The 21,880-nt window shown below is 69.4% G+C and carries 15 protein-coding genes, 1 tRNA gene and 1 rRNA gene; 13 read left to right on the top strand and 4 right to left on the bottom strand.

Going from position 1 to position 21,880, the window contains the following annotated elements; all coding sequences use genetic code 11:
* Together rrf and ABZ953_RS30710 are read left to right on the top strand one after the other, a co-directional pair.
* Window positions 1-85: ribosomal RNA gene (rrf, locus tag ABZ953_RS30705) — 5S ribosomal RNA — on the top strand; the annotation flags it as partial.
* A gap of 118 nt (window positions 86-203) precedes the next feature.
* Complete coding sequence (locus ABZ953_RS30710; RefSeq protein ID WP_361730806.1) at window positions 204-881, top strand: DegT/DnrJ/EryC1/StrS family aminotransferase; 678 nt, start codon at window positions 204-206, stop codon at window positions 879-881.
* 4 nt (window positions 882-885) lie between these two features.
* On the opposite strand, the gene ABZ953_RS30715 is transcribed toward ABZ953_RS30710, so the two are convergent.
* Window positions 886-1,800 carry a PHB depolymerase family esterase gene (locus ABZ953_RS30715; RefSeq protein ID WP_361730572.1) on the bottom strand — a complete coding sequence of 305 codons (915 nt, stop codon included), beginning with the start codon at window positions 1,798-1,800 and terminating at the stop codon, window positions 886-888.
* Between the two features lie 115 nt (window positions 1,801-1,915).
* Between ABZ953_RS30715 and ABZ953_RS30720 the strand changes: the two genes are divergently transcribed.
* Window positions 1,916-1,988 (top strand) — tRNA-Thr (locus tag ABZ953_RS30720).
* A gap of 96 nt (window positions 1,989-2,084) precedes the next feature.
* On the opposite strand, the gene ABZ953_RS30725 is transcribed toward ABZ953_RS30720, so the two are convergent.
* On the bottom strand, window positions 2,085-4,706 hold the full coding sequence (locus tag ABZ953_RS30725) for a SpoIIE family protein phosphatase (RefSeq protein WP_361730575.1): 2,622 nt from the start codon (window positions 4,704-4,706) through the stop codon (window positions 2,085-2,087).
* A gap of 348 nt (window positions 4,707-5,054) precedes the next feature.
* Between ABZ953_RS30725 and ABZ953_RS30730 the strand changes: the two genes are divergently transcribed.
* The 10 genes from ABZ953_RS30730 to ABZ953_RS30775 all read left to right on the top strand — a co-directional run bounded on the left by ABZ953_RS30730 (window position 5,055) and on the right by ABZ953_RS30775 (window position 20,162).
* A complete protein-coding gene (locus ABZ953_RS30730; protein ID WP_361730578.1) occupies window positions 5,055-10,559 on the top strand; it encodes a HAMP domain-containing protein in 5,505 nt (1,834 codons plus the stop codon).
* Between the two features lie 244 nt (window positions 10,560-10,803).
* A complete protein-coding gene (locus ABZ953_RS30735) occupies window positions 10,804-11,487 on the top strand; it encodes a response regulator (protein WP_361730581.1) in 684 nt (227 codons plus the stop codon).
* A 146-nt stretch (window positions 11,488-11,633) separates the two neighbouring features.
* Window positions 11,634-14,432 (top strand): DNA translocase FtsK, encoded by a 2,799-nt coding sequence (locus ABZ953_RS30740; protein WP_361730584.1) that lies wholly within the window; start codon window positions 11,634-11,636, stop codon window positions 14,430-14,432.
* Between the two features lie 212 nt (window positions 14,433-14,644).
* A complete protein-coding gene (locus ABZ953_RS30745; protein ID WP_361730586.1) occupies window positions 14,645-15,562 on the top strand; it encodes a helix-turn-helix domain-containing protein in 918 nt (305 codons plus the stop codon).
* 139 nt (window positions 15,563-15,701) lie between these two features.
* Entirely contained in the window at window positions 15,702-17,183 is a 1,482-nt protein-coding gene (gene rimO, locus ABZ953_RS30750) for a 30S ribosomal protein S12 methylthiotransferase RimO (protein ID WP_361730589.1), read from the top strand.
* Window positions 17,180-17,878, top strand: a complete 699-nt coding sequence (pgsA, locus tag ABZ953_RS30755) for a CDP-diacylglycerol--glycerol-3-phosphate 3-phosphatidyltransferase (protein WP_361730592.1) — start codon at window positions 17,180-17,182, stop codon at window positions 17,876-17,878. The genes rimO and pgsA overlap by 4 nt, the downstream gene beginning before the upstream one ends.
* Window positions 17,875-18,456 (top strand): CinA family protein, encoded by a 582-nt coding sequence (locus ABZ953_RS30760; RefSeq protein ID WP_361730595.1) that lies wholly within the window; start codon window positions 17,875-17,877, stop codon window positions 18,454-18,456. Before pgsA ends, ABZ953_RS30760 begins: the two co-directional genes overlap by 4 nt.
* 109 nt (window positions 18,457-18,565) lie before the next feature.
* Window positions 18,566-18,940, top strand: a complete 375-nt coding sequence (locus tag ABZ953_RS30765) for a helix-turn-helix transcriptional regulator (RefSeq protein ID WP_361730597.1) — start codon at window positions 18,566-18,568, stop codon at window positions 18,938-18,940.
* Window positions 18,941-19,137: 197 nt separating this feature from the next.
* Complete coding sequence (locus ABZ953_RS30770; RefSeq protein WP_361730600.1) at window positions 19,138-19,608, top strand: DNA starvation/stationary phase protection protein; 471 nt, start codon at window positions 19,138-19,140, stop codon at window positions 19,606-19,608.
* 254 nt (window positions 19,609-19,862) lie between these two features.
* On the top strand, window positions 19,863-20,162 hold the full coding sequence (locus ABZ953_RS30775) for a hypothetical protein (protein WP_361730809.1): 300 nt from the start codon (window positions 19,863-19,865) through the stop codon (window positions 20,160-20,162).
* Here the strand turns inward: ABZ953_RS30775 and ABZ953_RS30780 are convergent.
* Both ABZ953_RS30780 and ABZ953_RS30785 read right to left on the bottom strand, forming a co-directional pair.
* On the bottom strand, window positions 20,110-20,910 hold the full coding sequence (locus tag ABZ953_RS30780) for an SDR family NAD(P)-dependent oxidoreductase (RefSeq protein WP_361730602.1): 801 nt from the start codon (window positions 20,908-20,910) through the stop codon (window positions 20,110-20,112). The genes ABZ953_RS30775 and ABZ953_RS30780 overlap by 53 nt on opposite strands.
* A gap of 69 nt (window positions 20,911-20,979) precedes the next feature.
* Window positions 20,980-21,780, bottom strand: coding sequence for a DNA-formamidopyrimidine glycosylase family protein (locus ABZ953_RS30785; RefSeq protein ID WP_361730605.1), 801 nt, complete (start codon window positions 21,778-21,780; stop codon window positions 20,980-20,982).
* Between the last annotated feature and the right edge of the window lie 100 nt (window positions 21,781-21,880).

A 21,880-nucleotide genomic window follows, 5' to 3' on the forward strand; every position in this document is an offset into this window, starting at 1 on the left:
TTACATTCCGAACCCGGAAGCTAAGCCTCACAGCGCCGATGGTACTGCAGGGGGGACCCTGTGGGAGAGTAGGACGCCGCCGAACTAATTTTGATAAGAGAGCTGGTCCCTGAACTTCGGTTCAGGGACCAGCTCTTTTTTGTTTTGTGTCACTTGCCGTTCACGTTGTGCAGCCAACATCCGAAGGCATGGGGACAGTTGGAATGTTGCGCGCCGCGGGTGTCGGTGCCGGCGACGAGGTCGTCGTGCCGGCCTACGGGAACGCCGAGGTGGCCGAGGACGTGGTCCTCGCCGGAGCGGTACCGGTCTTCGCGGACATAGATCCGGCCTCGTACTGCCTCGACCCGGACGCCGTTGCTGCCGTGGTGAGCCCGCGTACGGCCGCCGTAGTCGTCGTCCACCGATTCGGGATCCAGGCCGATGTGCGCCGGTTGCGGGAGCTGGGGCAGCGGCATGGGCTGCTCGTCCTGGAGCAGGGCGAATCGGAGATCACTCCGCTCGATGGTCCGCTCGACGACCTGCCGCTCCGGCGGGCGCATGCCGCGTATCTCAGCGGTCGTCTCAGCGGTGTCGTGACGCCCGATGGCGACGAGGCGCACAGCTACCAGCAGTACGTCGTACGGGTGCCCGGGAACGGGCGGCCCGACCGGGACGCCTTCGCGCGCGCCGTACGGACCAAGGGAGTTGACTGCCGGGTGCCGGTCAAAACCCCTGTGCATCGCATGCCGCGCTTCTGGCGGGACGTGCGGCTGCCCGAGACCGAGCGGGCCGCGGACGAGACGCTGGCGCTTCCGGCGGGTGCGGAAATGTCGCGGCGCGATCTGCAGCGCGTCGTCTCCGCGTGCAACGCGCTGGGCGGGCTCCTCCAGCCGGCGTTCTGACCCGCTACCGGGCCGTCCTGGTGCGGGACTTGAAGAATTCCCAGATGAGGTCTGTCGCGTTGATGCCTGCCGTCGGGTCGGACATTCCGCCGCCCGCGCCCTCCGGCCAGGAATGGCCCATGCGGGCAAGGCGGTAGACGACCACGTCCGATCCGTCGCGGCAGGTCGCGATGGTCTTCTTGATGTGATTTCTGAGTTTGGCGGGCTTTCCCGGCTTGCAGGACAATCGCTGTTGCCAGGTCTTGATGCCCTGGTCCATGGCCGTGTGGTGTTCGTCGAGGGCGCCCAGGAATGTGATCACCGAGACCGGGCTCTTCGGTAGGTAGGAGGGGTCTTCCGCAGCCGTGCCGAGATAGCCGCCGCTGACCGGAGCGATGGCCGCGAAGGTGTCCGGGAGTTCTACGGCGAGCTTGTACGACATGTCGGCGCCGTTGGAGATGCCGGTGGCGTAGACGCGGCTCCGGTCGGCGTTCCACGTGCTGGTCAGCCGTTTCGTGATCGTACGGATAAAGCCCACGTCGTCCTCGGTGCCGCAGCACAGCAGGGCGTTGAAGCCTTTGTCGAGTCCGTCGGGATAGGTGACGAGGAAGTTCTCCTCGTCGGCCTTCGCGCTGAGGCCGCTGATGGCGGCCGCGGCTCCGCCGTCGCCCGGGTAGGGGTGCAGGGCGATGACGAGGGGGAGTGTGTCGGCGGAGGTGAATCCGGGTGGGGCGTGGACGGTGTAGACGCGTTTCTCGCCCTTCCAGGGGATCGTGATCCGCTGATCGCCGGGGCGCGGGGTTTCTGCGACGGTGGACTTCGCGGTGGGTGTCCGGTGCTTGGTGTCGCCATCGGAAACGCAGGCCGCCAGGGGGAGAAGGAGGGCGACGGCAGTTACGGGTATGGCGTACCGCGGGGGCGTACCGGGGCGGGTCGGCATGGGCGCAGCGTGGCAGTGCGCACGAGGGTGGTCCAGAGGGCGGGGCGGTTCGAGCCACCTTCGATTTCGGGTATGATCTATTTCGTTGCAGCGGGGAAAACCCCGAAGGCAACAGGCCCCTATAGCTCAGTCGGTAGAGCGTCTCCATGGTAAGGAGAAGGTCAGCGGTTCGATTCCGCTTGGGGGCTCAAGTACGAAAGGCCTCCGCCCGGTTGGGCGGGGGCCTTTGTCGTTTCTCGGTGCGAAGTCCGGGGCCCGGGGCACCGAGTGGTGCCCCGGAAAGCTCAGTCCTTCTGCAGGCCGGGCACGCGCATTGCCAGGATCGCCATGTCGTCGGAGGGCGCGTCCGTCGCGAAGCGCTCCACCGCGCGCATGATGCGGGCGGCGACCGCGCCCGCGGTGAGGCCCGTGCAGGTGGTGAGGACGTCCGCGAGGCCGTCGTCGCCGAGCATGCGGGTGCCCTCGCGGCGTTCGGTGACGCCGTCGGTCACGCAGAGCAGGACGTCGCCCGGGTCGAGCGTCATCGTCTGCTCGTACAGTTCGAGGTCGTCCATGACGCCGAGCAGCGGCTGTGGTTCCGCGTACGGCTCGACCGTGCCGTCCTGGCGCAGGCGGAGCGGCAGCGGGTGGCCGGCGCAGACGACCTTCAGGACGGCCGAGCCGTCCTCCTGCGGCCACAACTCGCCGTACAGGAGCGTCAGGAAGCGGCTGCGGGCGCCCTCGTCGAGGATCGCGGCGTTGAGGCGCTCCAGGACCGCGGGGCCGCCGAAGCCCTCGCGGGCAAGGAGACGCAGGGCGTGGCGGGCGAGGCCTGTGACGGCGGCGGCCTCCGGGCCGGTGCCGCAGACGTCGCCGATGGCGAAGCCGTAGGCGCCGTCGCGGATCGGGAAGAGGTCGTAGAAGTCACCGCCGACTTCGTTGCCCTCGCCGGCCGCGCGGTAGATGACGTCGACTTCGACGCCGGGGATCTGCGGGAGCCCGGGCGGCAGCAGGCTGCGCTGCAGGGACTGGCTGATGGCCATGCGCTCGGAGTAGAGGCGGGCATTGTCCAGGGCCAGGGCCGCTCGGCGGGATAGATCTTCGGCCAATTCCAGGATCTCTTGGCGGAAGTGCTCGTCGGCGGGCTTACCGAGCGTGAGCATGCCGATGACGCGGTTGCGGGCGACCAGCGGAAGTACCACGGTCTCGCCGCCCACCGCTGAGGCGGTGGAGAGCGTCGTGCCGATGCCCGAGCCGAGGTTCATGGGTTCGCCGAGGCCCAGGCTGCGCATGGAGGTGCGCAGGGCCGCCTGGTGCGCGGCTTCGGAGGGGGCCGCCCAGACGCGGGCGCCCGGCGTGGGGACCGGGTCCGGCGGGGCAATCTTGGAGAGCAGGGCCTTGAGGCCGTCGATGCGCTCCTCGTCCTCGTGCAGGACGTACGAGAGGTAGGGCTCGGCCGACTGGTCCGCGATCGTGTACACGGCGCACCAGGTGGCGAGCGTCGGGACCGTCATCTGGGCCATGAGGGCCAGGGTCTGGTCGCGGTCGAGGGTTCCGGCGAGGAGGTCGGAGGCCTCGACGAGGAAGGAGAGCGAGCCGCGGCGGAGGCGTTCCAGCTCGCCGAGGCGTGCGGACTCCACGGCGAGGGCGATGCGGTCGGCGGCGAACTGCAGGCGCAGGGCCTCTTCGTTCGAGTACCGTCCGGCGGCTTCGGCGGCGACGCCCAGGGAGCCGGTGAGGCGGCCCTCCACCTTCAGCGGCACCGTGACGACGGAGCGCATGCCGGTGCCGGCGAGCAGGGGGACCGCGCCGGGGACGACCGTGAGGTCCTCGTGGACGGCCGGCATGCGTGCGGAGCCGTAGCGTCCGGGGGCCGACTCGACCTGGACGCGGGCGAAGCGCTGGCGGGCCGACGGCAGGCCCGTGGAGGCGCGCACTTCGAGCTCGGTCTCGTCGTCGGTGGCCAGGAGCAGGAAGGCCGCGTCGCCGTCGAGCATGTCGCGGGCGCGCTCGACGGTGCGCTGGAGCAGGCCGTCGAGGTCGTCCGGGGCGGGGGAGCCGATGAACACCTCGAAGGGGTCCGTGGCGTGCGGCTCGCTGCGGGTGCCCGGCTCGGGGGGTGCGCCGCGCAGCGGGGTCTGCAGCACGGCGCGCTCGTCGTCGCGTACGAGCAGGCAGACCGTGGAGGGTTCGCCGTCGGTGTCGCGGACGCGCAGGTGCGATGCGTAGACGGGGATCACGCGGCCGTTGGCGTCGCGGACGCCGTAACTGCCCTCCCAGCGGGAGAGCCGCAGGGCCTCGGCGATGCCGGTGCTGGTGCCCGGGGTGTGCGGCCAGGCCGCGAGGTCGTTGAGCGGTTTGCCCAAGACCTGCTCGGACGCGTACCCGAAGAGTTCCCCGGCGTCCTCGTTCCAGGCGGAGATGGCGCCCAGGCGGTCGATCTGGATGACGGCGACGCGGACTCTGCCGTCGGCGATGGGCAGGAGGGCGGCGGGCAGCGAGGGGCCCGCGGTGCGGGTGCCGACGGGGCGGTGGGGCAGGTCGAGCTGGAACCAGACCTGCTTGTGGGTGGGGGTGTAGTCGACGCCCCAGCGGGTGGCGAGTGCCGCGCAGAGCTGGAGTCCGCGGCCGCCCTCACGGTCGGGGCTGCCCATGTTGACCGAGGACTGCTGGAGCGGGATCTCGCGCTCCGGATAGTGGTCGGACACCTCGATGCGTACGGCGTCCTCGCTGCGCAGACACTCGACGTCGGCGGCCGTGCCGGCGTGCACCACGGCGTTGGTGACCAGCTCGCTGGTGAGGACGACGGCGTCGTCGACGATGTCCGAGAAGCCCCAGCCCTGCAGGGTGTCGCGCACGAAGGAGCGGGCCGTCGCGACGGAACGCCCGACGGGTTCGAAGGTCGCAGCCGCACGCGCGGTGATCACAGCACTCCTCGTACGAGTATCGACAGTATCGAGTGTGTCGACTGTATCGACGCCCAGCTCTCCCGAACCCATGGTGACGGCCGCCCCTCCGATGCCCGCTTGTTCGTGTACCACCGCCCTGGCCGGGCAGGACCGGGGTGGTTGGACAGCCGGATGCAAGGTTACTTACCTTCGCCGTCCATGCTGATGCCGGTCGTCAGTGTTTCCGCCCGGAGGGTGTGCGGACGGTGTGCGAAGCTGCCGAACTGTTATGGCCTGGTTCGGCCATGGTGAAACACTGGGCAAGCTTCATGGAGACAGCCCAGAAAAACCCGAGCAGTACCGGTCGACCCTTGCGGGAGGGACACAGTGGAGTCTGGCGCAGCGACGCGGGGCACTAAAACGCGCGCGAAAGACGGACAGTCCCTGAACAAACAGCGCAAACCGCGCAACGGGACGACGGCTTCAGTGGATGCGGCGGCTCTGAACAGGCTGCTCGCAGCCCTGGTGGCGATGCGGGACGGCAACTTCCGCAAGCGGCTCACGGTCTCCGGTGACGACGTGATGTCGGAGATCGCGGCTGTTTTCAATGAGGTGGCTGACCGGAATCTGCACCTGACCGGAGAGCTTTCGCGGGTGCGGCGCATGGTCGGACGTGAGGGAAAACTCACGGAGCGCCTTGAGGCGGGAGCGAGCGAGGGCTCGTGGGCCTCGGCGATCGACGCGTCGAACGCGCTCGTCGACGATCTCGTGCGCCCCGTCTCCGAGGTCGGCCGGGTCCTCTCCGCGGTGGCGGAGGGCGACCTGGAGCAGCGCATGGAGCTGCGCGCGCAGGGGATGGACGGGAACGGTCATCCGCTGCGCGGGGAGTTCCTGAAGGTCGGGCGGACGGTCAACAACCTCGTCGACCAGCTCTCCACCTTCACGGACGAGGTCACGCGGGTGGCCAGCGAGGTCGGCACCGAGGGCAAGCTCGGGGGGCAGGCCAGGGTGCGCGGGATGTCCGGGTCGTGGAAGGACCTCACGGACTCCGTGAACACCATGGCGTACCGCCTGACCGCTCAGGTGCGGGACATCGCGCTGGTGACGACGGCGGTCGCCAAGGGCGATCTGTCGCGGAAGGTCACCGTCCATGTCGCGGGCGAGATGCTGGAGTTGAAGAACACCGTCAACACGATGGTGGACCAGCTCTCGTCGTTCTCCTCCGAAGTGACACGCGTGGCCCGCGAGGTCGGTACGGAGGGTGAGCTCGGCGGCCAGGCGCAGGTGCCGGGCGTGGCCGGCGTGTGGAAGGACCTCACCGATTCGGTGAACCTGATGGCCGGCAACCTCACCGCCCAGGTGCGTGGGATCGCCCAGGTCACGACGGCGGTCGCGAACGGTGACCTGTCCCAGAAGGTGACGGTGAGCGCGCGCGGCGAGGTCGCCCAGCTCGCCGAGACGATCAACCAGATGACCGAGACGCTGCGTACGTTCGCGGACGAGGTCACCCGGGTGGCGAACGAGGTCGGTGCCGAGGGGCAGCTCGGCGGCCAGGCGAACGTGCCGGGGGCGGCGGGTACGTGGAAGGACCTGACGGACTCGGTCAACACGGTCTTCCGGAACCTGACCACGCAGGTGCGGGACATCGCGCAGGTGACGACGGCGGTCGCCAACGGTGACCTGTCGCAGAAGGTCACCGTCGACGTCGCGGGCGAGATGCTCGAGCTGAAGAACACCACGAACACGATGGTCGACCAGCTCTCCGCCTTCGGTTCCGAAGTGACGCGGGTGGCGCGGGAGATCGGTGTCGAGGGTGAGCTCGGTGGCCAGGCGCAGGTGCAGGGCGCTGCCGGTACGTGGAAGGACCTCACCGACTCGGTGAACACCGCGTTCCGCAACCTCACGGGGCAGGTCCGCAACATCGCGCAGGTGACGACGGCGGTCGCCAACGGTGACCTGTCGCAGAAGGTCACCGTGGACGTCTCCGGCGAGATGCTCCAGCTGAAGAACACCGTGAACACCATGGTCGACCAGCTGTCGTCCTTCGCCGACCAGGTCACGCGGATGGCGCGCGACGTGGGCACCGAGGGGCGGCTCGGCGGTCAGGCGCGTGTGGACGGCGTGAGCGGCACGTGGAAGGACCTCACGGACTCCGTCAACTTCATGGCGGGCAACCTGACGTCGCAGGTGCGGCAGATCGCGCAGGTCACCACGGCGGTGGCCCGCGGTGACCTGTCGCAGAAGATCGAGGTCGACGCGCGGGGCGAGATCCTCGAACTGAAGAACACCATCAATACGATGGTCGACCAGCTCTCGGCCTTCGCGGACCAGGTGACCCGGGTGGCTCGCGAGGTGGGCACGGAGGGGCGGCTCGGCGGTCAGGCGCAGGTGCCGGGGGTGGCCGGTGTGTGGCGCGATCTGACGGACTCGGTGAACGGCATGGCCGGGAACCTCACCGCGCAGGTCCGCAACATCGCGCAGGTGGCGACGGCGGTGGCCCGCGGTGATCTGTCGCAGAAGATCGACGTGGACGCGCGGGGCGAGATCCTCGAACTGAAGAACACCCTGAACACGATGGTCGACCAGCTCTCGGCCTTCGCGGAGCAGGTCACGCGGGTCTCCCGCGAGGTGGGTACGGACGGCATCCTGGGTGGCCAGGCCGAGGTCCAGGGCGTCTCGGGCACCTGGAAGGACCTCACGCAGTCCGTGAACGGCATGGCGAACAACCTCACCCTGCAGGTGCGGAACATCGCCGAGGTCACGACGGCCGTCGCCATGGGTGACCTGTCCAAGAAGATCACCGTCGACGCGAAGGGCGAGATCCTCGAACTCGTCACGACCGTCAACACGATGGTCGATCAGCTGTCGTCGTTCGCCGAGCAGGTCACGCGCGTGGCCCGTGAGGTGGGTACCGAGGGGCAGTTGGGCGGTCAGGCGCGCGTGCCGGGTGTCACCGGCATCTGGAAGGACCTGAGCGACAACGTCAACCTGATGGCCAACAACCTGACCAGCCAGGTGCGGAACATCTCCCAGGTCTCGGCGGCGGTCGCCAACGGCGACCTCACCAAGAAGGTCACGGTCGAGGCGCGCGGCGAGGTCGCGCAGCTCGCCGACACGGTCAACACCATGGTGACGACGCTGAGTTCGTTCGCCGACGAGGTCACGCGAGTGGCCCGTGAGGTGGGGACGGACGGCATTCTCGGCGGCCAGGCGCGCGTGCCGGGTGTCTCCGGTACGTGGAAGGACCTCACCGAGTCCGTGAACTCGATGGCGTCCAACCTGACCGGTCAGGTCCGCAACATCGCGATGGTGACGACCGCGATCGCCAAGGGTGACCTGACCAAGAAGATCGACATCGACGCCCGGGGCGAGATCCTGGAGCTCAAGACCACCATCAATACGATGGTCGACCAGCTGTCGTCGTTCGCCGAGCAGGTCACCCGGGTCGCCCGCGAGGTGGGCACGGAGGGCCAGTTGGGCGGCCAGGCGCGCGTGCGTGACGTCGACGGCACGTGGCGGGACCTCACGGAGTCCGTGAACGAGATGGCCGGAAACCTCACCCGTCAGGTACGCGCCATCGCCAAGGTCGCCACCGCGGTGACCCGCGGCGACCTCAACCTCAAGATCGAGGTCGACGCGGCGGGCGAGATCCAGGTGCTGCAGGACAACATCAACACGATGATCGCGAACCTGCGCGACACGACCCTCGCCAACAAGGAACAGGACTGGCTCAAGGGCAACCTGGCGCGGATCTCCGGTCTGATGCAGGGCCGCCGCGACCTGGAGGACGTCGCCTCGCTGATCATGAGCGAGCTGACACCGGTCGTCTCCGCGCAGCACGGAGCGTTCTTCCTGGCGCTGCCCACGGACGACGGCCAGGATCTCGGGGGCGATCACGAGGACGCGTACGAACTGCGCATGCTCGGCAGTTACGGCTATTCCATGGGGTCCATGCCGACGTCCTTCCGGCCCGGTGAGACCCTCATCGGGACGGCGGCCAAGGAGCGGCGCACGATCCTCGTGGAGAACGCGCCCTCCGGCTACCTGCGGATCGCGTCCGGGCTCGGTGAGGCGCCGCCGGCGCAGGTCATCGTGCTCCCGGTGCTCTTCGAAGGGACCGTCCTCGGTGTGATCGAGCTGGCCGCCTTCCAGCCCTTCACACAGATCCAGAAGGACTTCCTGAGCCAGATCGCCGAGATGATCGCCACGAGCGTCAACACGATCAGCGTCAATACGAAGACCGAGGTCCTGCTGAAGCAGTCGCAGGAACTGACCGAGCAACTGCGGGAGCGTTCGGCCGAGTTGGAGAACCGGCAGAAGGCGCTGCAGGACTCCAACGCGGAGCTGGAGGAGAAGGCGGAGCTGCTCGCCCAGCAGAACCGTGACATCGAGGTCAAGAACACCGAGATCGAAGAGGCCAGGCAGGTCCTCGAGGAGCGCGCCGAGCAGCTCGCGGTCTCGATGCGCTACAAGTCAGAGTTCCTCGCGAACATGTCGCACGAGCTGCGCACGCCGCTCAACTCCCTGTTGATCCTGGCCAAGTTGCTCGCCGACAACGCCGACGCGAACCTCACCCCGAAGCAGGTCGAGTTCGCCGAGACGATCCACGGCGCGGGATCGGACCTGTTGCAGCTGATCAATGACATCCTCGACCTGTCGAAGGTCGAGGCGGGCAAGATGGACGTCTCCCCGACGCGCATCGCCCTGGTCCAACTCGTCGACTACGTAGAGGCCACTTTCCGTCCGCTGACCGCGGAGAAGGGGCTCGATTTCTCCGTACGGGTGTCCCCGGAGCTGCCCGCGACGCTGCACACGGACGAACAGCGGCTGCTGCAGGTGCTGCGCAACCTCCTGTCGAACGCGGTGAAATTCACCGACTCCGGAGCGGTCGAGCTGGTCATCCGGCACGCCAACAACGACGTGCCGAACGCCATCCGCGAACAGCTCCTGGAGGCGGGCTCGCTGCGGGACGCGGACGCCGACCTGATCGCCTTCTCGGTGACGGACACCGGCATCGGCATCGCGGCCAGCAAGATGCGGGTCATCTTCGAGGCGTTCAAGCAGGCCGACGGCACGACGAGCAGGAAGTACGGCGGCACGGGTCTCGGCCTCTCGATCAGCCGGGAGATCGCGCGGCTGCTCGGCGGCGAGATCCACGCCCAGAGTGAGCCGGGCCGCGGCTCCACCTTCACCCTGTATTTGCCGCTGCACCCGAGCGAACTGCCGCCGCAGGGCTACACGCAGCTGTCGCCCGCGCCCCAGCCGCGCGAACTGCCCGCCCTGGAGGAGGGGCGCGGGTCGGAGGGCGAGGCGCAGCAGGAGGGCGCACCGGTGCGCCAGGAGGCTCCCTCGGGGCCCGCGGCGCTCTTCCGCAGGCGGCGCCGTCCCGCGCCCACGCAGGAGCCCACAGCCCTGCCGGGGCAGTCTCCCGCCGGGTCCCATGAGCAGCGGCCGCAGGAGCAGTGGCCGTCCCTGGGGCAGGAGACGCCGGCCGCGGCGCGGCCCGGTATCCACTTCGGCGGCGAGAAGGTCCTGATCGTCGACGACGACATCCGCAACGTCTTCGCGCTCACCAGCGTCCTGGAGCAGCACGGTCTGGCGGTGCTGTACGCGGAGAACGGCCGTGAGGGCATCGAAGTGCTGGAGCAGCACGACGACGTGACGGTCGTTCTGATGGACATCATGATGCCCGAGATGGACGGGTACGCGACGACGACGGCGATCCGCAGGATGCCGCAGTTCGCCGGGCTCCCCATCATCGCGCTCACCGCGAAGGCGATGAAGGGCGACCGGGAGAAGGCGATCGACTCCGGAGCTTCCGATTACGTCACGAAGCCGGTCGACCCGGATCACCTGTTGTCGGTGATGGAGCAGTGGATGCGCGCTCAGTGACCGAGAACCGGCTTCGTCACACGCAGTTGCTGACAGAGTGTGGCCGAGGTCGTGTAGAACGGCGGTATTCGGGGAACCTTCTGGTCTCCCACCGCGTTTCTGCTACGTGCACAGTGACATCGCGGTGACAGGGTGTGGCGACAGGCGGGGTGCGGCTACCATGACCGGCACAAGGACGGGCGACGCTAGGGAGTCGTCCTCTGGGGCGGCGCCCGGTGTTTCGCCGGGGCGAGGAGGGCGGGCCATGGTGCAGAAGGCCAAGATCCTCCTGGTCGATGACCGGCCGGAGAATCTGCTGGCGCTGGAGGCCATCCTCTCTGCGCTCGATCAGACACTGGTGCGGGCATCGTCCGGGGAGGAAGCGCTCAAAGCACTACTCACGGACGACTTCGCGGTCATTCTGCTGGACGTCCAGATGCCGGGAATGGACGGTTTCGAAACCGCCGCGCACATCAAGCGGCGGGAGCGGACACGGGACATCCCGATCATCTTCCTCACCGCCATCAACCACGGGCCGCATCACACCTTCCGCGGCTATGCCGCGGGCGCGGTGGACTACATCTCCAAGCCGTTCGACCCGTGGGTGCTGCGCGCGAAGGTCTCGGTGTTCGTCGAGCTCTACATGAAGAACTGCCAACTGCGTGAGCAGGCGGCCCTGCTGCGCCTTCAGCTCGAAGGCGGCGGCAAGGCCGCGGCCGGTGACACGAAGGAGCCCGCGGGACTCCTCGCCGAGCTCTCGGCGCGGCTCGCGGCGGTCGAGGAGCAGGCAGAGGCGCTGTCCAAACAGCTGGACGACGAGTCGGCGGACGCGGCGGCGGTCGCCACCGCCGCCCATCTCGAACGCAAACTGACCGGCCTGCGCCGGGCCCTTGACGCCCTGGAGCCGGGTACCGGCACCGGCGCTCCCTCGGTCCCCTCGCAGAACTGACGCGGCACGGAGCCTCACTGACGAGGTTTCGTGTCGCGTGAGCGCGGTGAAGGCCCGTCAGTTACCCGCCATCGCAAGGGCGACACAAACGGGTGAAGCAGTGGGCACACGTGTCCGCAGAGGTCGACAACGGTAACCTCACACCCATGGCCTCACGTCAGTCCGCAGCCAAGAAGACGCCCGCGAAGAAGGCGGTCGCGCCGGCGAAGGCTCCGGCGAAGAAGGCCGTAGCCAAGCCGCCCGCGAAGAAAGCCGTGGCAAAAAAGGCGCCCGCGAAGAAGGCGCCGGTCAAGAAGGTCGCGGCGAAGAAGCCCGCGCCCAAGCCGTCGCCGAGCCCCACGGGGGGCCTGTACCGGCTCGTGCGCGCGGTCTGGCTGGGCGTCGCGCACGGCGTCGGCGCGATGTTCCGCGGCATAGGGCGGGGCGCCAAGGGCCTTGACCCGGCGCACCGCAAGGACGGTCTGGCGCTGCTGCTGCTCGGTCTGGCGCTGATCGTCGCCGCGGGCACCTGGTCGAATCTGCGCGGACCGGTCGGCGACCTGGTCGAGGTCCTGGTCACCGGCGCCTTCGGCCGCCTCGACCTGCTGGTTCCCCTGCTGCTCGGCGCCATCGCCGTACGCCTCATCCGCCACCCGGAGAAGCCCGAGGCGAACGGCCGCATCGTCATCGGCCTGTCCGCACTGGTCATCGGCGTTCTCGGCCAGGTCCACATCGCGTGCGGCTCGCCCGCCCGCAGCTCCGGCATGCAGGCGATAAGGGATGCGGGCGGCCTGATCGGCTGGGGCTCCTCCACCCCGCTGATCTTCACCATGGGCGAGATCCTCGCCGTTCCGCTCCTGGTGCTCCTCACCGTCTTCGGGCTGCTCGTCGTCACGGCGACGCCCGTCAACGCCATTCCGCAACGGCTGCGGCTGCTCGGCACCCGGCTCGGCCTGCTCCAGCCGGAGCCCGAGGCCGACGCGTACACGTACGACGACGAGCGCTACGACGAGCAGTGGCGCGAGGCGCTGCCCGCGCGCCCGGTGCGCCGGCGCACCTCCGCCCCCGATGCCTACGGTCCCGACGCGTACGGCTCCGACCAGGCCGAGGAGGACGCGCTCTCCAAGCGCCGCAGGCCCCGCAGGACCCCGGTGCAGCCGGACATGGACCGGCCGATGGACGCCGTGGACGTGGCCGCCGCCGCGGCCGCGGCCCTGGACGGCGCCGTGCTGCACGGCATGCCGCCCTCGCCCCTGGTCGCCGATCTCACGCAGGGCGTCTCGGGGGAGCGGGAGGAGCGCGGACAGCGCGAGGAGCGGGAGCGGGCGGCGCCTGTACCGCCCGCGCGCGCCACGGACGCCCCGGTGCCCGGCAAGCTCAAGAAGAAGCCGCAGGAGCCCGCTCAGAGCGGCGTGCAGGACCTCACCAAGCCCGCCCCGGAGCCCGCCCGCGAGCTGCCGCCCCGCGCCGAGCAACTGCAGCTCTCCGGAGACATCACCTACTCGCTGCCCTCGCTCGACCTCCTTGAGCGTGGCGGCCCCGGCAAGACCCGCAGCGCGGCCAATGACGCGGTCGTGCACTCGCTGACGAACGTGTTCACCGAGTTCAAGGTCGACGCCGCCGTCACCGGCTTCACACGCGGCCCGACGGTCACGCGGTACGAGATCGAGCTCGGCCCCGCCGTGAAGGTCGAGAAGATCACGGCGCTGGCCAAGAACATCGCGTACGCGGTGGCCTCCCCGGACGTCCGGATCATCTCGCCCATCCCCGGCAAGTCGGCGGTCGGCATCGAGATCCCGAACACCGACCGCGAGATGGTCAACGTCGGCGACGTGCTGCGCCTCGCGGACGCGGCCGAGGACGATCACCCCATGCTGGTCGCGCTCGGCAAGGACGTCGAGGGCGGTTACGTCATGGCCAACATGGCGAAGATGCCGCACATCCTGGTCGCCGGAGCCACCGGCTCCGGAAAGTCGTCGTGCATCAACTGCCTGATCACTTCGATCATGATAAGAGCGACGCCCGAGGACGTCCGGATGGTCCTCGTCGACCCCAAGCGCGTCGAGCTCACCGCGTACGAGGGCATCCCGCACCTGATCACGCCGATCATCACCAACCCCAAGAAGGCGGCCGAGGCGCTCCAGTGGGTCGTCCGCGAGATGGACCTGCGCTACGACGACCTCGCCGCCTTCGGCTACCGGCACATCGACGACTTCAACCGGGCCGTCCGCGAGGGCAAGCTCAAGACGCCCGAGGGCAGTGAGCGGGAGCTGCAGGCGTATCCGTATCTGCTGGTGATCGTCGACGAGCTCGCGGACCTGATGATGGTCGCGCCGCGCGACGTCGAGGACTCGATCGTGCGCATCACCCAGCTCGCCCGCGCGGCCGGCATCCACCTGGTGCTCGCCACCCAGCGTCCCTCCGTGGACGTCGTGACCGGCCTGATCAAGGCGAACGTGCCCTCGCGGCTCGCCTTCGCGACCTCCTCGCTCGCCGACAGCCGCGTCATCCTCGACCAGCCCGGCGCGGAAAAGCTCATCGGAAAGGGTGACGGTCTGTTTCTGCCGATGGGCGCGAACAAACCCACCCGTATGCAGGGCGCCTTCGTCACCGAGGACGAGATCCACGCGGTGGTCCAGCACTGCAAGGACCAGATGGCGCCCGTATTCCGGGACGACGTCACCGTCGGCACCAAGCAGAAGAAGGAGATCGACGAGGACATCGGCGATGACCTCGACCTGCTGTGTCAGGCCGCTGAACTGGTGGTTTCCACCCAGTTCGGGTCCACGTCCATGCTGCAGCGCAAGCTGCGCGTCGGCTTCGCGAAGGCCGGCAGGCTGATGGACCTGATGGAGTCGCGCTCCATCGTCGGGCCCAGCGAGGGGTCGAAGGCTCGTGACGTTCTCGTGAAACCTGATGAGCTCGACGGCGTGCTCGCCGTGATCCGCGGGGAGGCTCACCCATAAGGCCGGACAAGGCTCACCCGTAAGGGATCGGTGAGCAACCGTTTCCCTTCGACACACGTCAAGTTGAGGGAGAGAAGAGCACGATGTCCCACCATCAGGATGTCCGGCCATTCTGATGGCGTACAAAGTCCGTCCGTCCGGTTGCCCCACCCTTTCAAGGCCCCCCTAAACTGAACCTCCGGCAGGTGGCTACACGCTCGAAAGGCGCCCCCGTGTCCATCGGCAACTCCCCTGAAGACGACCGACCTTCAGACGACCGCCTCGACCGCCCCGACCGCGTCTCGGACGAGAGCCCGGCAGACGAGGGCCCGGCAGACGAGACGCAGGCCGCCGACCGCCAGGCCGACGACCGGCTCCCGATCGGCCGTGTCCTGCGGCAGGCCCGTATCGACGCCGGCCTGACCGTCGACGAAATCAGCACGTCAACGCGGGTGCGCATCCCCATCGTGCACGCGATCGAACAAGACGACTTCTCCCGCTGCGGCGGCGACGTGTACGCCCGCGGCCACATCAGGACGCTGGCGCGCGCCGTCGGTGTCGACCCGGCCCCGCTGCTCGCGCAGTACGACGAGGGGCACGGCGGGCGCCCGCCCGCGCCCACTCCGGCGGCGCCCCTCTTCGAGGCCGAGCGCATCCGCTCCGAGCCGCGCAGGCCGAACTGGACCGCCGCCATGGTCGCCGCGATCGTCGCGGTGATCGGCTTCGTCGGATTCACCGCGTTCAGCGGCGGCGACGACAGCGACAGCTCGAAGTCCCTCGCCGAAGGCTCCACGCCGGCCAACACCAAGCCCGCGGAGAAGCCGAAGCCCACCAAGCCCGCCGACCCCAAGCCCGACCCGTCGGACAGCGCCATCGCGGGCGTCCCGCGCGACAAGGTGACGGTCAAGGTCGTCGCCCCGGACGGCCGCAGCTGGATCTCCGCCAAGGACCACAGCGGCCGCACCCTCTTCGACGGTGTCCTCGAGCAGGGCCAGGACAAGACCTTCCAGGACAAGCAGAAGATCGATCTGGTCCTCGGAGACGCGGGCGCGATCGAGCTGTACGTGAACGGCAAGCAGGTCGACAACGAATTCGAGCCCGGCCAGGTGGAACGCCTCACGTACACGAAGGGCGACCCGCAGGCAGGCTGACCGGCCCCCTACGGGGCGTCTGACCTGGGACGCTCCGCGGGGCGCGGTGGCGGCCGGGTAACGGGCCGCCGACCGTGGGCCGACCGGGTGGTAACCCTGGCGGCCGGTGCCGGGACGGGGACGAAGTAGTCTTGAGACCATGCCCGAACGCCGCACCGTCGCCCTTGTCACTCTTGGCTGCGCCCGTAACGAGGTGGACTCGGAGGAGCTCGCAGGCCGCTTGGAGGCGGACGGCTGGGAGCTCGTCGAGGACGCCGAGGACGCGGACGTCGCCGTCGTCAACACCTGCGGCTTCGTCGAAGCCGCCAAGAAGGACTCCGTCGACGCCCTCCTCGAAGCCAATGACCTGAAGGGCCACGGCAAGACCCAGGCCGTCGTCGCGGTCGGCTGCATGGCCGAGCGCTACGGCAAGGAACTCGCCGAGGCGCTGCCGGAGGCCGACGGCGTGCTCGGATTCGACGACTACTCCGACATCTCCGGCCGACTGCAGACCATCCTCAGCGGTGGCAGCGTCGAAGCCCACACCCCGCGCGACCGGCGCAAGCTGCTGCCGATCAGCCCGGCCGAGCGGCAGGACGCCCAGGCGGCCGTCGCGCTCCCGGGCCACGCTCCCGTAGAGCCCGCCGTGATCCCGCAGGACCTGCCCGACGGCGTCGCGCCCGCCTCCGGACCGCGTGCGCCGCTGCGCCGCCGCCTCGGCTCCAACCCCGTCGCCTCGGTGAAGCTGGCCTCCGGCTGTGACCGGCGCTGCTCGTTCTGCGCCATCCCGTCCTTCCGCGGCTCTTTCATCTCGCGCCGGCCCTCCGACGTCCTCGGCGAGACCCGCTGGCTCGCCGAGCAGGGCGTCAAGGAGGTCATGCTCGTCTCCGAGAACAACACCTCGTACGGCAAGGACCTCGGCGACATCCGTCTCCTGGAGACGCTGCTTCCCGAGCTGGCCGCCGTCGACGGCATCGAGCGGGTGCGCGTCAGCTATCTGCAGCCCGCCGAGATGCGCCCCGGCCTCATCGACGTACTCACGTCGACGGAGAAGATCGCCCCGTACTTCGACCTGTCCTTCCAGCACTCCGCGCCCGGCGTCCTGCGTGCCATGCGGCGCTTCGGCGACACCGACCGCTTCCTGGAGCTCCTGGACACCATCCGGTCCAAGGCCCCGCAGGCAGGCGTGCGGTCCAACTTCATCGTGGGCTTCCCCGGCGAGAGCGAGTCGGACGTCGACGAGCTCGAGCGGTTCCTGACCGGCGCGCGCCTCGACGCCATCGGCGTCTTCGGCTACTCCGACGAGGAGGGCACCGAAGCGGCGACCTACGACGCGAAGCTGGACCAGGACGTCGTCGACGAGCGCCTCGCGCGCATCTCCCGACTGGCCGAGGAGCTCACCTCGCAGCGCGCCGACGAGCGGCTCGGCGAGACCGTGGAGGTCCTGGTCGAGTCCCTGGACGACGAGGAGGGCCCGCTCGGCAGGGCCGCGCACCAGGCCCCCGAGACCGACGGCCAGATCCGTCTGACGGGCGACATCGGTGGGGACGGCCTGCGGGTCGGCCGTATGGTCGTGGCAAAGGTGGTCGGCACGGAGGGCGTGGACTTGGTGGCTGAGTGTCTCGGGGAGGCCGGCAGATGACAGGAGTCCCGGCACCCGCGGGCGGCTCCGGCGCGCAGGGCGCTTCGAGCGCCAAGCCGGTGCGCGGCGGGAAGCTGGGCGCCGCGGCGGTCAATCAGGCCAGCCTGTGGAACGTCGCGAACCTGCTGACCATGATCCGGCTGCTGCTCGTGCCGGGCTTCGTGATGCTGCTCCTCGGCAACGGCGGGTACGACCCGGCCTGGCGCTCGTTCGCCTGGGCCGCCTTCGCCGTCGCGATGATCACCGACCTCTTCGACGGGCACCTCGCCCGCACGTACAACCTGGTCACGGACTTCGGCAAGATCGCCGACCCGATCGCCGACAAGGCGATCATGGGGGCCGCGCTGATCTGTCTGTCCTGGCTCGATGACCTGCCCTGGTGGGTGACCGGGGTGATTCTCGGGCGTGAGCTCGGGATCACGCTGCTGCGGTTCTGGGTGATCCGCTACGGGGTCATTCCGGCCAGCCGCGGCGGCAAGATGAAGACGCTCGCGCAGGGCACGGCCGTCGGGATGTATGTTCTCGCGCTGACCGGGCCGCTCGCGACGCTGCGGTTCTGGGTGATGGCGGTCGCCGTGGTGCTGACCGTGGTGACCGGGCTCGACTATGTGAAGCAGGCCATCGTGCTGCGCAGGCAGGGCATGGCGGAGGCGCGTGCGGCGGCCGCGGAGTCCGCTCGGGAGGCGGCGAAGTGACGTCCCCCGGGCTCTCGGCCGACGAGACGTCGGCCCACGGGCTGCTGCGGCTCCTCGCGGCGCGCGGTGAGACGCTCGCCGTTGCCGAGTCGCTGACCGGGGGCCTGGTGGCCGCCGAGATCACGGCGACGCCCGGGGCCTCGAAGGTCTTCCGGGGTTCCGTGACCGCGTATGCCACCGAGCTGAAGCGGGACGTGCTCGGGGTCGACGGCACTCTGCTGGCTGAGCGCGGGGCCGTGGATCCCGAGGTCGCGCGGCAGATGGCGGCCGGAGTGCGCGAGGCGCTCGGCGCGGACTGGGGGATCGCGACCACCGGGGTCGCCGGGCCCGACGCCCAGGACGGACAGGCCGTAGGGACCGTTTATGTGGCGGTCTCCGGGCCGGATCTCGAAAGCATGCGCGGTTACGCCGATGGCGGAGCCCGTGGGAAAGTGGCCGCCCTGCGGTTGAACGGTAGCCGTTCGGAAATCCGTAGGGAGAGTGTACGGAGCGTGCTCACGCTGCTCCTCGAGCAGCTCTCCGGAGAACGTGCCGAGAATGGGCGGGCACAGGATACGGAACAGAACGGGGGGAATTGATGTTTGCAGCCCTGAGTGAACACGACATCGCTCCCCGCACGGCCGCCGCGCGAGGCGGTACGGTGGGGCGTGAAGGATGCGGCTACGCGGTCCGAGGAGGGAGCCACCGATGATTCTGCTCCGTCGCCTGCTGGGTGACGTGCTGCGTCGGCAGCGCCAGCGCCAGGGCCGTACTCTGCGCGAAGTCTCCTCGTCCGCCCGAGTCTCGCTCGGCTATCTCTCCGAGGTGGAGCGGGGGCAGAAGGAGGCTTCCTCCGAGCTGCTTTCCGCGATCTGCGACGCGCTTGACGTACGGATGTCCGAGCTCATGCGTGAAGTGAGCGACGAGCTGTCGCTCGCCGAGCTGGCTCAGTCTGCAGCAGTCCCGGAACCGGTGCGTGCACCGGTTCGCTCGATGCTCAATTCCGTCTCCGTGGCCGGTGTGCCACCGGAACGGGTCACGATCAAGGCGCCTGCGGAGGCGGTCGACGTCGTAGCGGCGTGACGCTGCGCTGTTCAAGCAGCAGCCCCCAGAAGTGTGTGGAAGCCCCGGCCGGGTACTCGGTCGGGGCTTCTGCGTTGTCCGAGAGGTGCCCCACAAGTGCCCCACATGACCATGGATTCGTGAATCGACCTATTTGGCGCTTGTATGACATGGTTGGTGGGGATTTACCTCATTCGATCGTGAGTTGGAGGAGACAGATGTACGTCGTGAAGAGCCCGCTGTCCGATGCGGATCTGAAGACGGTCTCGGAGGCCCTGCAGGGCGCGCTCGTGGACCTGGTCGACCTGTCGCTGGTGGCCAAGCAGATTCACTGGAATGTGGTCGGCCCGCGCTTCCGCTCCGTGCACCTGCAGCTGGACGAGGTCGTGGACACGGCCAGGCAGCACTCCGACACCGTGGCGGAGCGCGCCTCCACGCTCGGCGTCTCACCGGACGGGCGCGCGGCGACCGTGGCGCAGCAGACCGGGATCGGTGCGATCTCCGATGGCTGGGTCAAGGACGTGGACGCCGTGGGGACGCTGGTGGACGCGCTCGGCGCGGTCATCACCCGGATGCGTGAACGTGTCGAGTCGACCGGTGAGGCGGACCCGGTCAGCCAGGACATCTTCATCGGGATCACGGCCGACCTCGAGAAGCACCACTGGATGTTCCAGGCGGAGAACGGCTGACCGGCCGATACGTCCGGGCGCCCGGACGCCCCGGCCGACTGAGGCCGAGGTGCGGCAGGGGGCGCTACCCACGGGTCGGTGTCACTGTCTGTGCGCCGTGCTGACTCCGGTCGCTTCCGGTGACGACGGTGCGCCCTCCCGTGGGGTGAACCCCGGCGCTTAGCGTCGGCCTCGCGTTGGGCGCCGTTGGGCGGGAGGTGGCATCTGTGGCAGCCGTGAGCGGGTTGGTCGTGCCGTGGCGGTTCATACGTTGGGTGCCTGTCCTGGCCTTCGGGGCGCTGTGGTGGTGGGGCGTGCTGCGGCTCGCCCTCGCCCCCGACGCGGGGGCCTTCGAGGGGGCGGTCGCCGCCGGAGGGTGGGGGCTGAGTGTTCTGCCCGTGCACTGCGTCTCGAAGGCGCGGGCGCAGGGTGTGGCGGGAGCGGGAGCGGGAGCGGGAGCGGGGGCTGGGGCTGGGGCCGGGGGGTCGCAGCGGGCGCGGGGGCGAGCTGTCAGGGCGCGGGCTACCACGGCATGGCGACGCCGCCGTTCGGGCGGAGGATCTGGCCCGTCGTGAAGGCCGCGGCGTCGGACGCCAGGTGCAGCACTGCGTGAGCGATGTCGTCCGCTTCGCCGACGCGGCCGAGCGGTGACCTGCGCACCATGACCTTCTCTGTGTGGGCCTGGGCCTCCGTGTCGTGCCGGGCCGTCATGGGTGTGCGGATCCACCCGGGCGCGACAGTGTTGACGCGGATGCCGTGCGGGCCGACCTCCGTCGCGAGTGTCTTGGTGAGCTGCACGACGGCCGCCTTGGCCGCGCCGTAGCAGAGGAGCCCGGGGCCGCCCGTGTCGACGGCGCCCGAGGCCATCGTGACGATGCTGCCGCCGGAACCCGCGTCGATCATGATGCGGGCCGCGGCCTGGCAGGCGTACAGAACGCCCTTGAAGTTGATGTTCAGAACGCGGTCGAGGTCCTCGTCGCGGGTCTCCAGGACCGGGCTGCTGTGCATGACACCGGCGATGGCGGCCATGATGTCGAGGCGGGGGCGGGTGTTCGCAGCTGAAGCTGCCGCTGGAGTCGCCGCTGCTGTTACGGCCCGGTCCACTTGCGCTCTGTCGGCCACGTCCAGGGTGTGCGTATGCGCGGTGCCGCCGGCCGTCTTGATGAGGGTGGCGGTCTCATGGAGTCCCTGCTCGTCGCGGTCGGCGCAGTGGACGGTGGCGCCTGCCTCGGCGAGGAGCAGGGCCGAAGCCCGCCCGATTCCGCTGGCGGCGCCGGTGACGAATGCGGTGCGTCCGGTGAGGTCGTACGCCTTGACGGGCATGACGGGACGGTACGACTGAAACTGACGGTGCGTCAACTGGTCGTTACGGGGATGCAGTTGATGTGGGGATCAGGAAGTCGGGCCCTGTTGGCAGGTGGGGCACCAGTAGGTGGGGCGGCTGCGGGAGCCGTCGCCCTGCTCGCCGCGGCGTACAGGGGTGCCGCAGCGCAGGCAGGGCCGGGGCGCGCGGCCGTACACGAAGAGGCGCTGGCCGTTGCGGTCGCGGCCGGTGGTGGTGCGGTCGGACCGATGGCGGTTGGCCTCCAGGAGCTTCTTCGAGAGGGCGGGGAGGCGGGGCGCTGCTTCCTCGGGGAGCTCGCCGACGGGGAGCCATGGGGTGACGCCCAGGATGAAGCAGATCTCGCTCTTGAAGACGTTGCCGATGCCCGCGAGATTGCGCTGGTCCAGGAGGGCTTCACCTAGGGGGCGTTCGGGTGCCTTCAGGAGGTTGTCCAGCGCGCGCCGCGGGTCCCAGTCGGGGCCGAGGAGATCGGGGCCCAGGTGGCCCACGGCCTTGTCCTCGTCGGTGGTGCGGAGCAGTTCCAGGACGGGCAGGCGGTAGCCGACGGCGGTGCGTTCGGCGTTCCCGAGGATGGCCCGGATCTGGTGCCCGGGTCCGCCGCGCCAGCGCTCGCCGGGGGCGTAGATACGCCAGGAGCCGTCCATGCGCAGGTGGGAGTGGAGGGTGAGGCCGCCTTCGATGCGGGTGAGGAGGTGCTTGCCGCGCGGGGTGACGTCCAGGACGGTGCGCCCGGTGAGGTCGACCGTCGCGAGCTTGGGCACGCGGAGGTCGGAGCGCGTGATGGTGTGCCCGGCGAGGGCGGTGTGCAGGCGCTGGGCTGCTTGGAAGACGGTGTCACCTTCGGGCATGGGTCCAGGGTGGCATGGAGGGGGTGGGGCGGGGCGGGACAGAGGGGTGTGTGGTGGGGGTGGTGTCGTGGGCGGTGTGGGTGTGTGGGTGTGTGGGTGC

This window comes from Streptomyces sp. NPDC046465, from assembly GCF_040646035.1.
Taxonomy (GTDB): Bacteria; Actinomycetota; Actinomycetes; order Streptomycetales; family Streptomycetaceae; genus Streptomyces.

What these genes read in the sequence shown, in the direction of transcription:
- pgsA (WP_361730592.1), top strand. Translation starts at nt 17,180, where the DNA reads ATGACAGGAGTCCCGGCACCCGCGGGCGGCTCCGGCGCGCAGGGCGCT.
- ABZ953_RS30715 (WP_361730572.1), bottom strand. Translation starts at nt 1,800, where the DNA reads ATGCCGACCCGCCCCGGTACGCCCCCGCGGTACGCCATACCCGTAACT.
- ABZ953_RS30770 (WP_361730600.1), top strand. Translation starts at nt 19,138, where the DNA reads ATGTACGTCGTGAAGAGCCCGCTGTCCGATGCGGATCTGAAGACGGTC.
- ABZ953_RS30780 (WP_361730602.1), bottom strand. Translation starts at nt 20,910, where the DNA reads ATGCCCGTCAAGGCGTACGACCTCACCGGACGCACCGCATTCGTCACC.
- ABZ953_RS30710 (WP_361730806.1), top strand. Translation starts at nt 204, where the DNA reads ATGTTGCGCGCCGCGGGTGTCGGTGCCGGCGACGAGGTCGTCGTGCCG.
- ABZ953_RS30785 (WP_361730605.1), bottom strand. Translation starts at nt 21,780, where the DNA reads ATGCCCGAAGGTGACACCGTCTTCCAAGCAGCCCAGCGCCTGCACACC.
- ABZ953_RS30765 (WP_361730597.1), top strand. Translation starts at nt 18,566, where the DNA reads ATGATTCTGCTCCGTCGCCTGCTGGGTGACGTGCTGCGTCGGCAGCGC.
- ABZ953_RS30740 (WP_361730584.1), top strand. Translation starts at nt 11,634, where the DNA reads ATGGCCTCACGTCAGTCCGCAGCCAAGAAGACGCCCGCGAAGAAGGCG.
- rimO (WP_361730589.1), top strand. Translation starts at nt 15,702, where the DNA reads ATGCCCGAACGCCGCACCGTCGCCCTTGTCACTCTTGGCTGCGCCCGT.
- ABZ953_RS30735 (WP_361730581.1), top strand. Translation starts at nt 10,804, where the DNA reads ATGGTGCAGAAGGCCAAGATCCTCCTGGTCGATGACCGGCCGGAGAAT.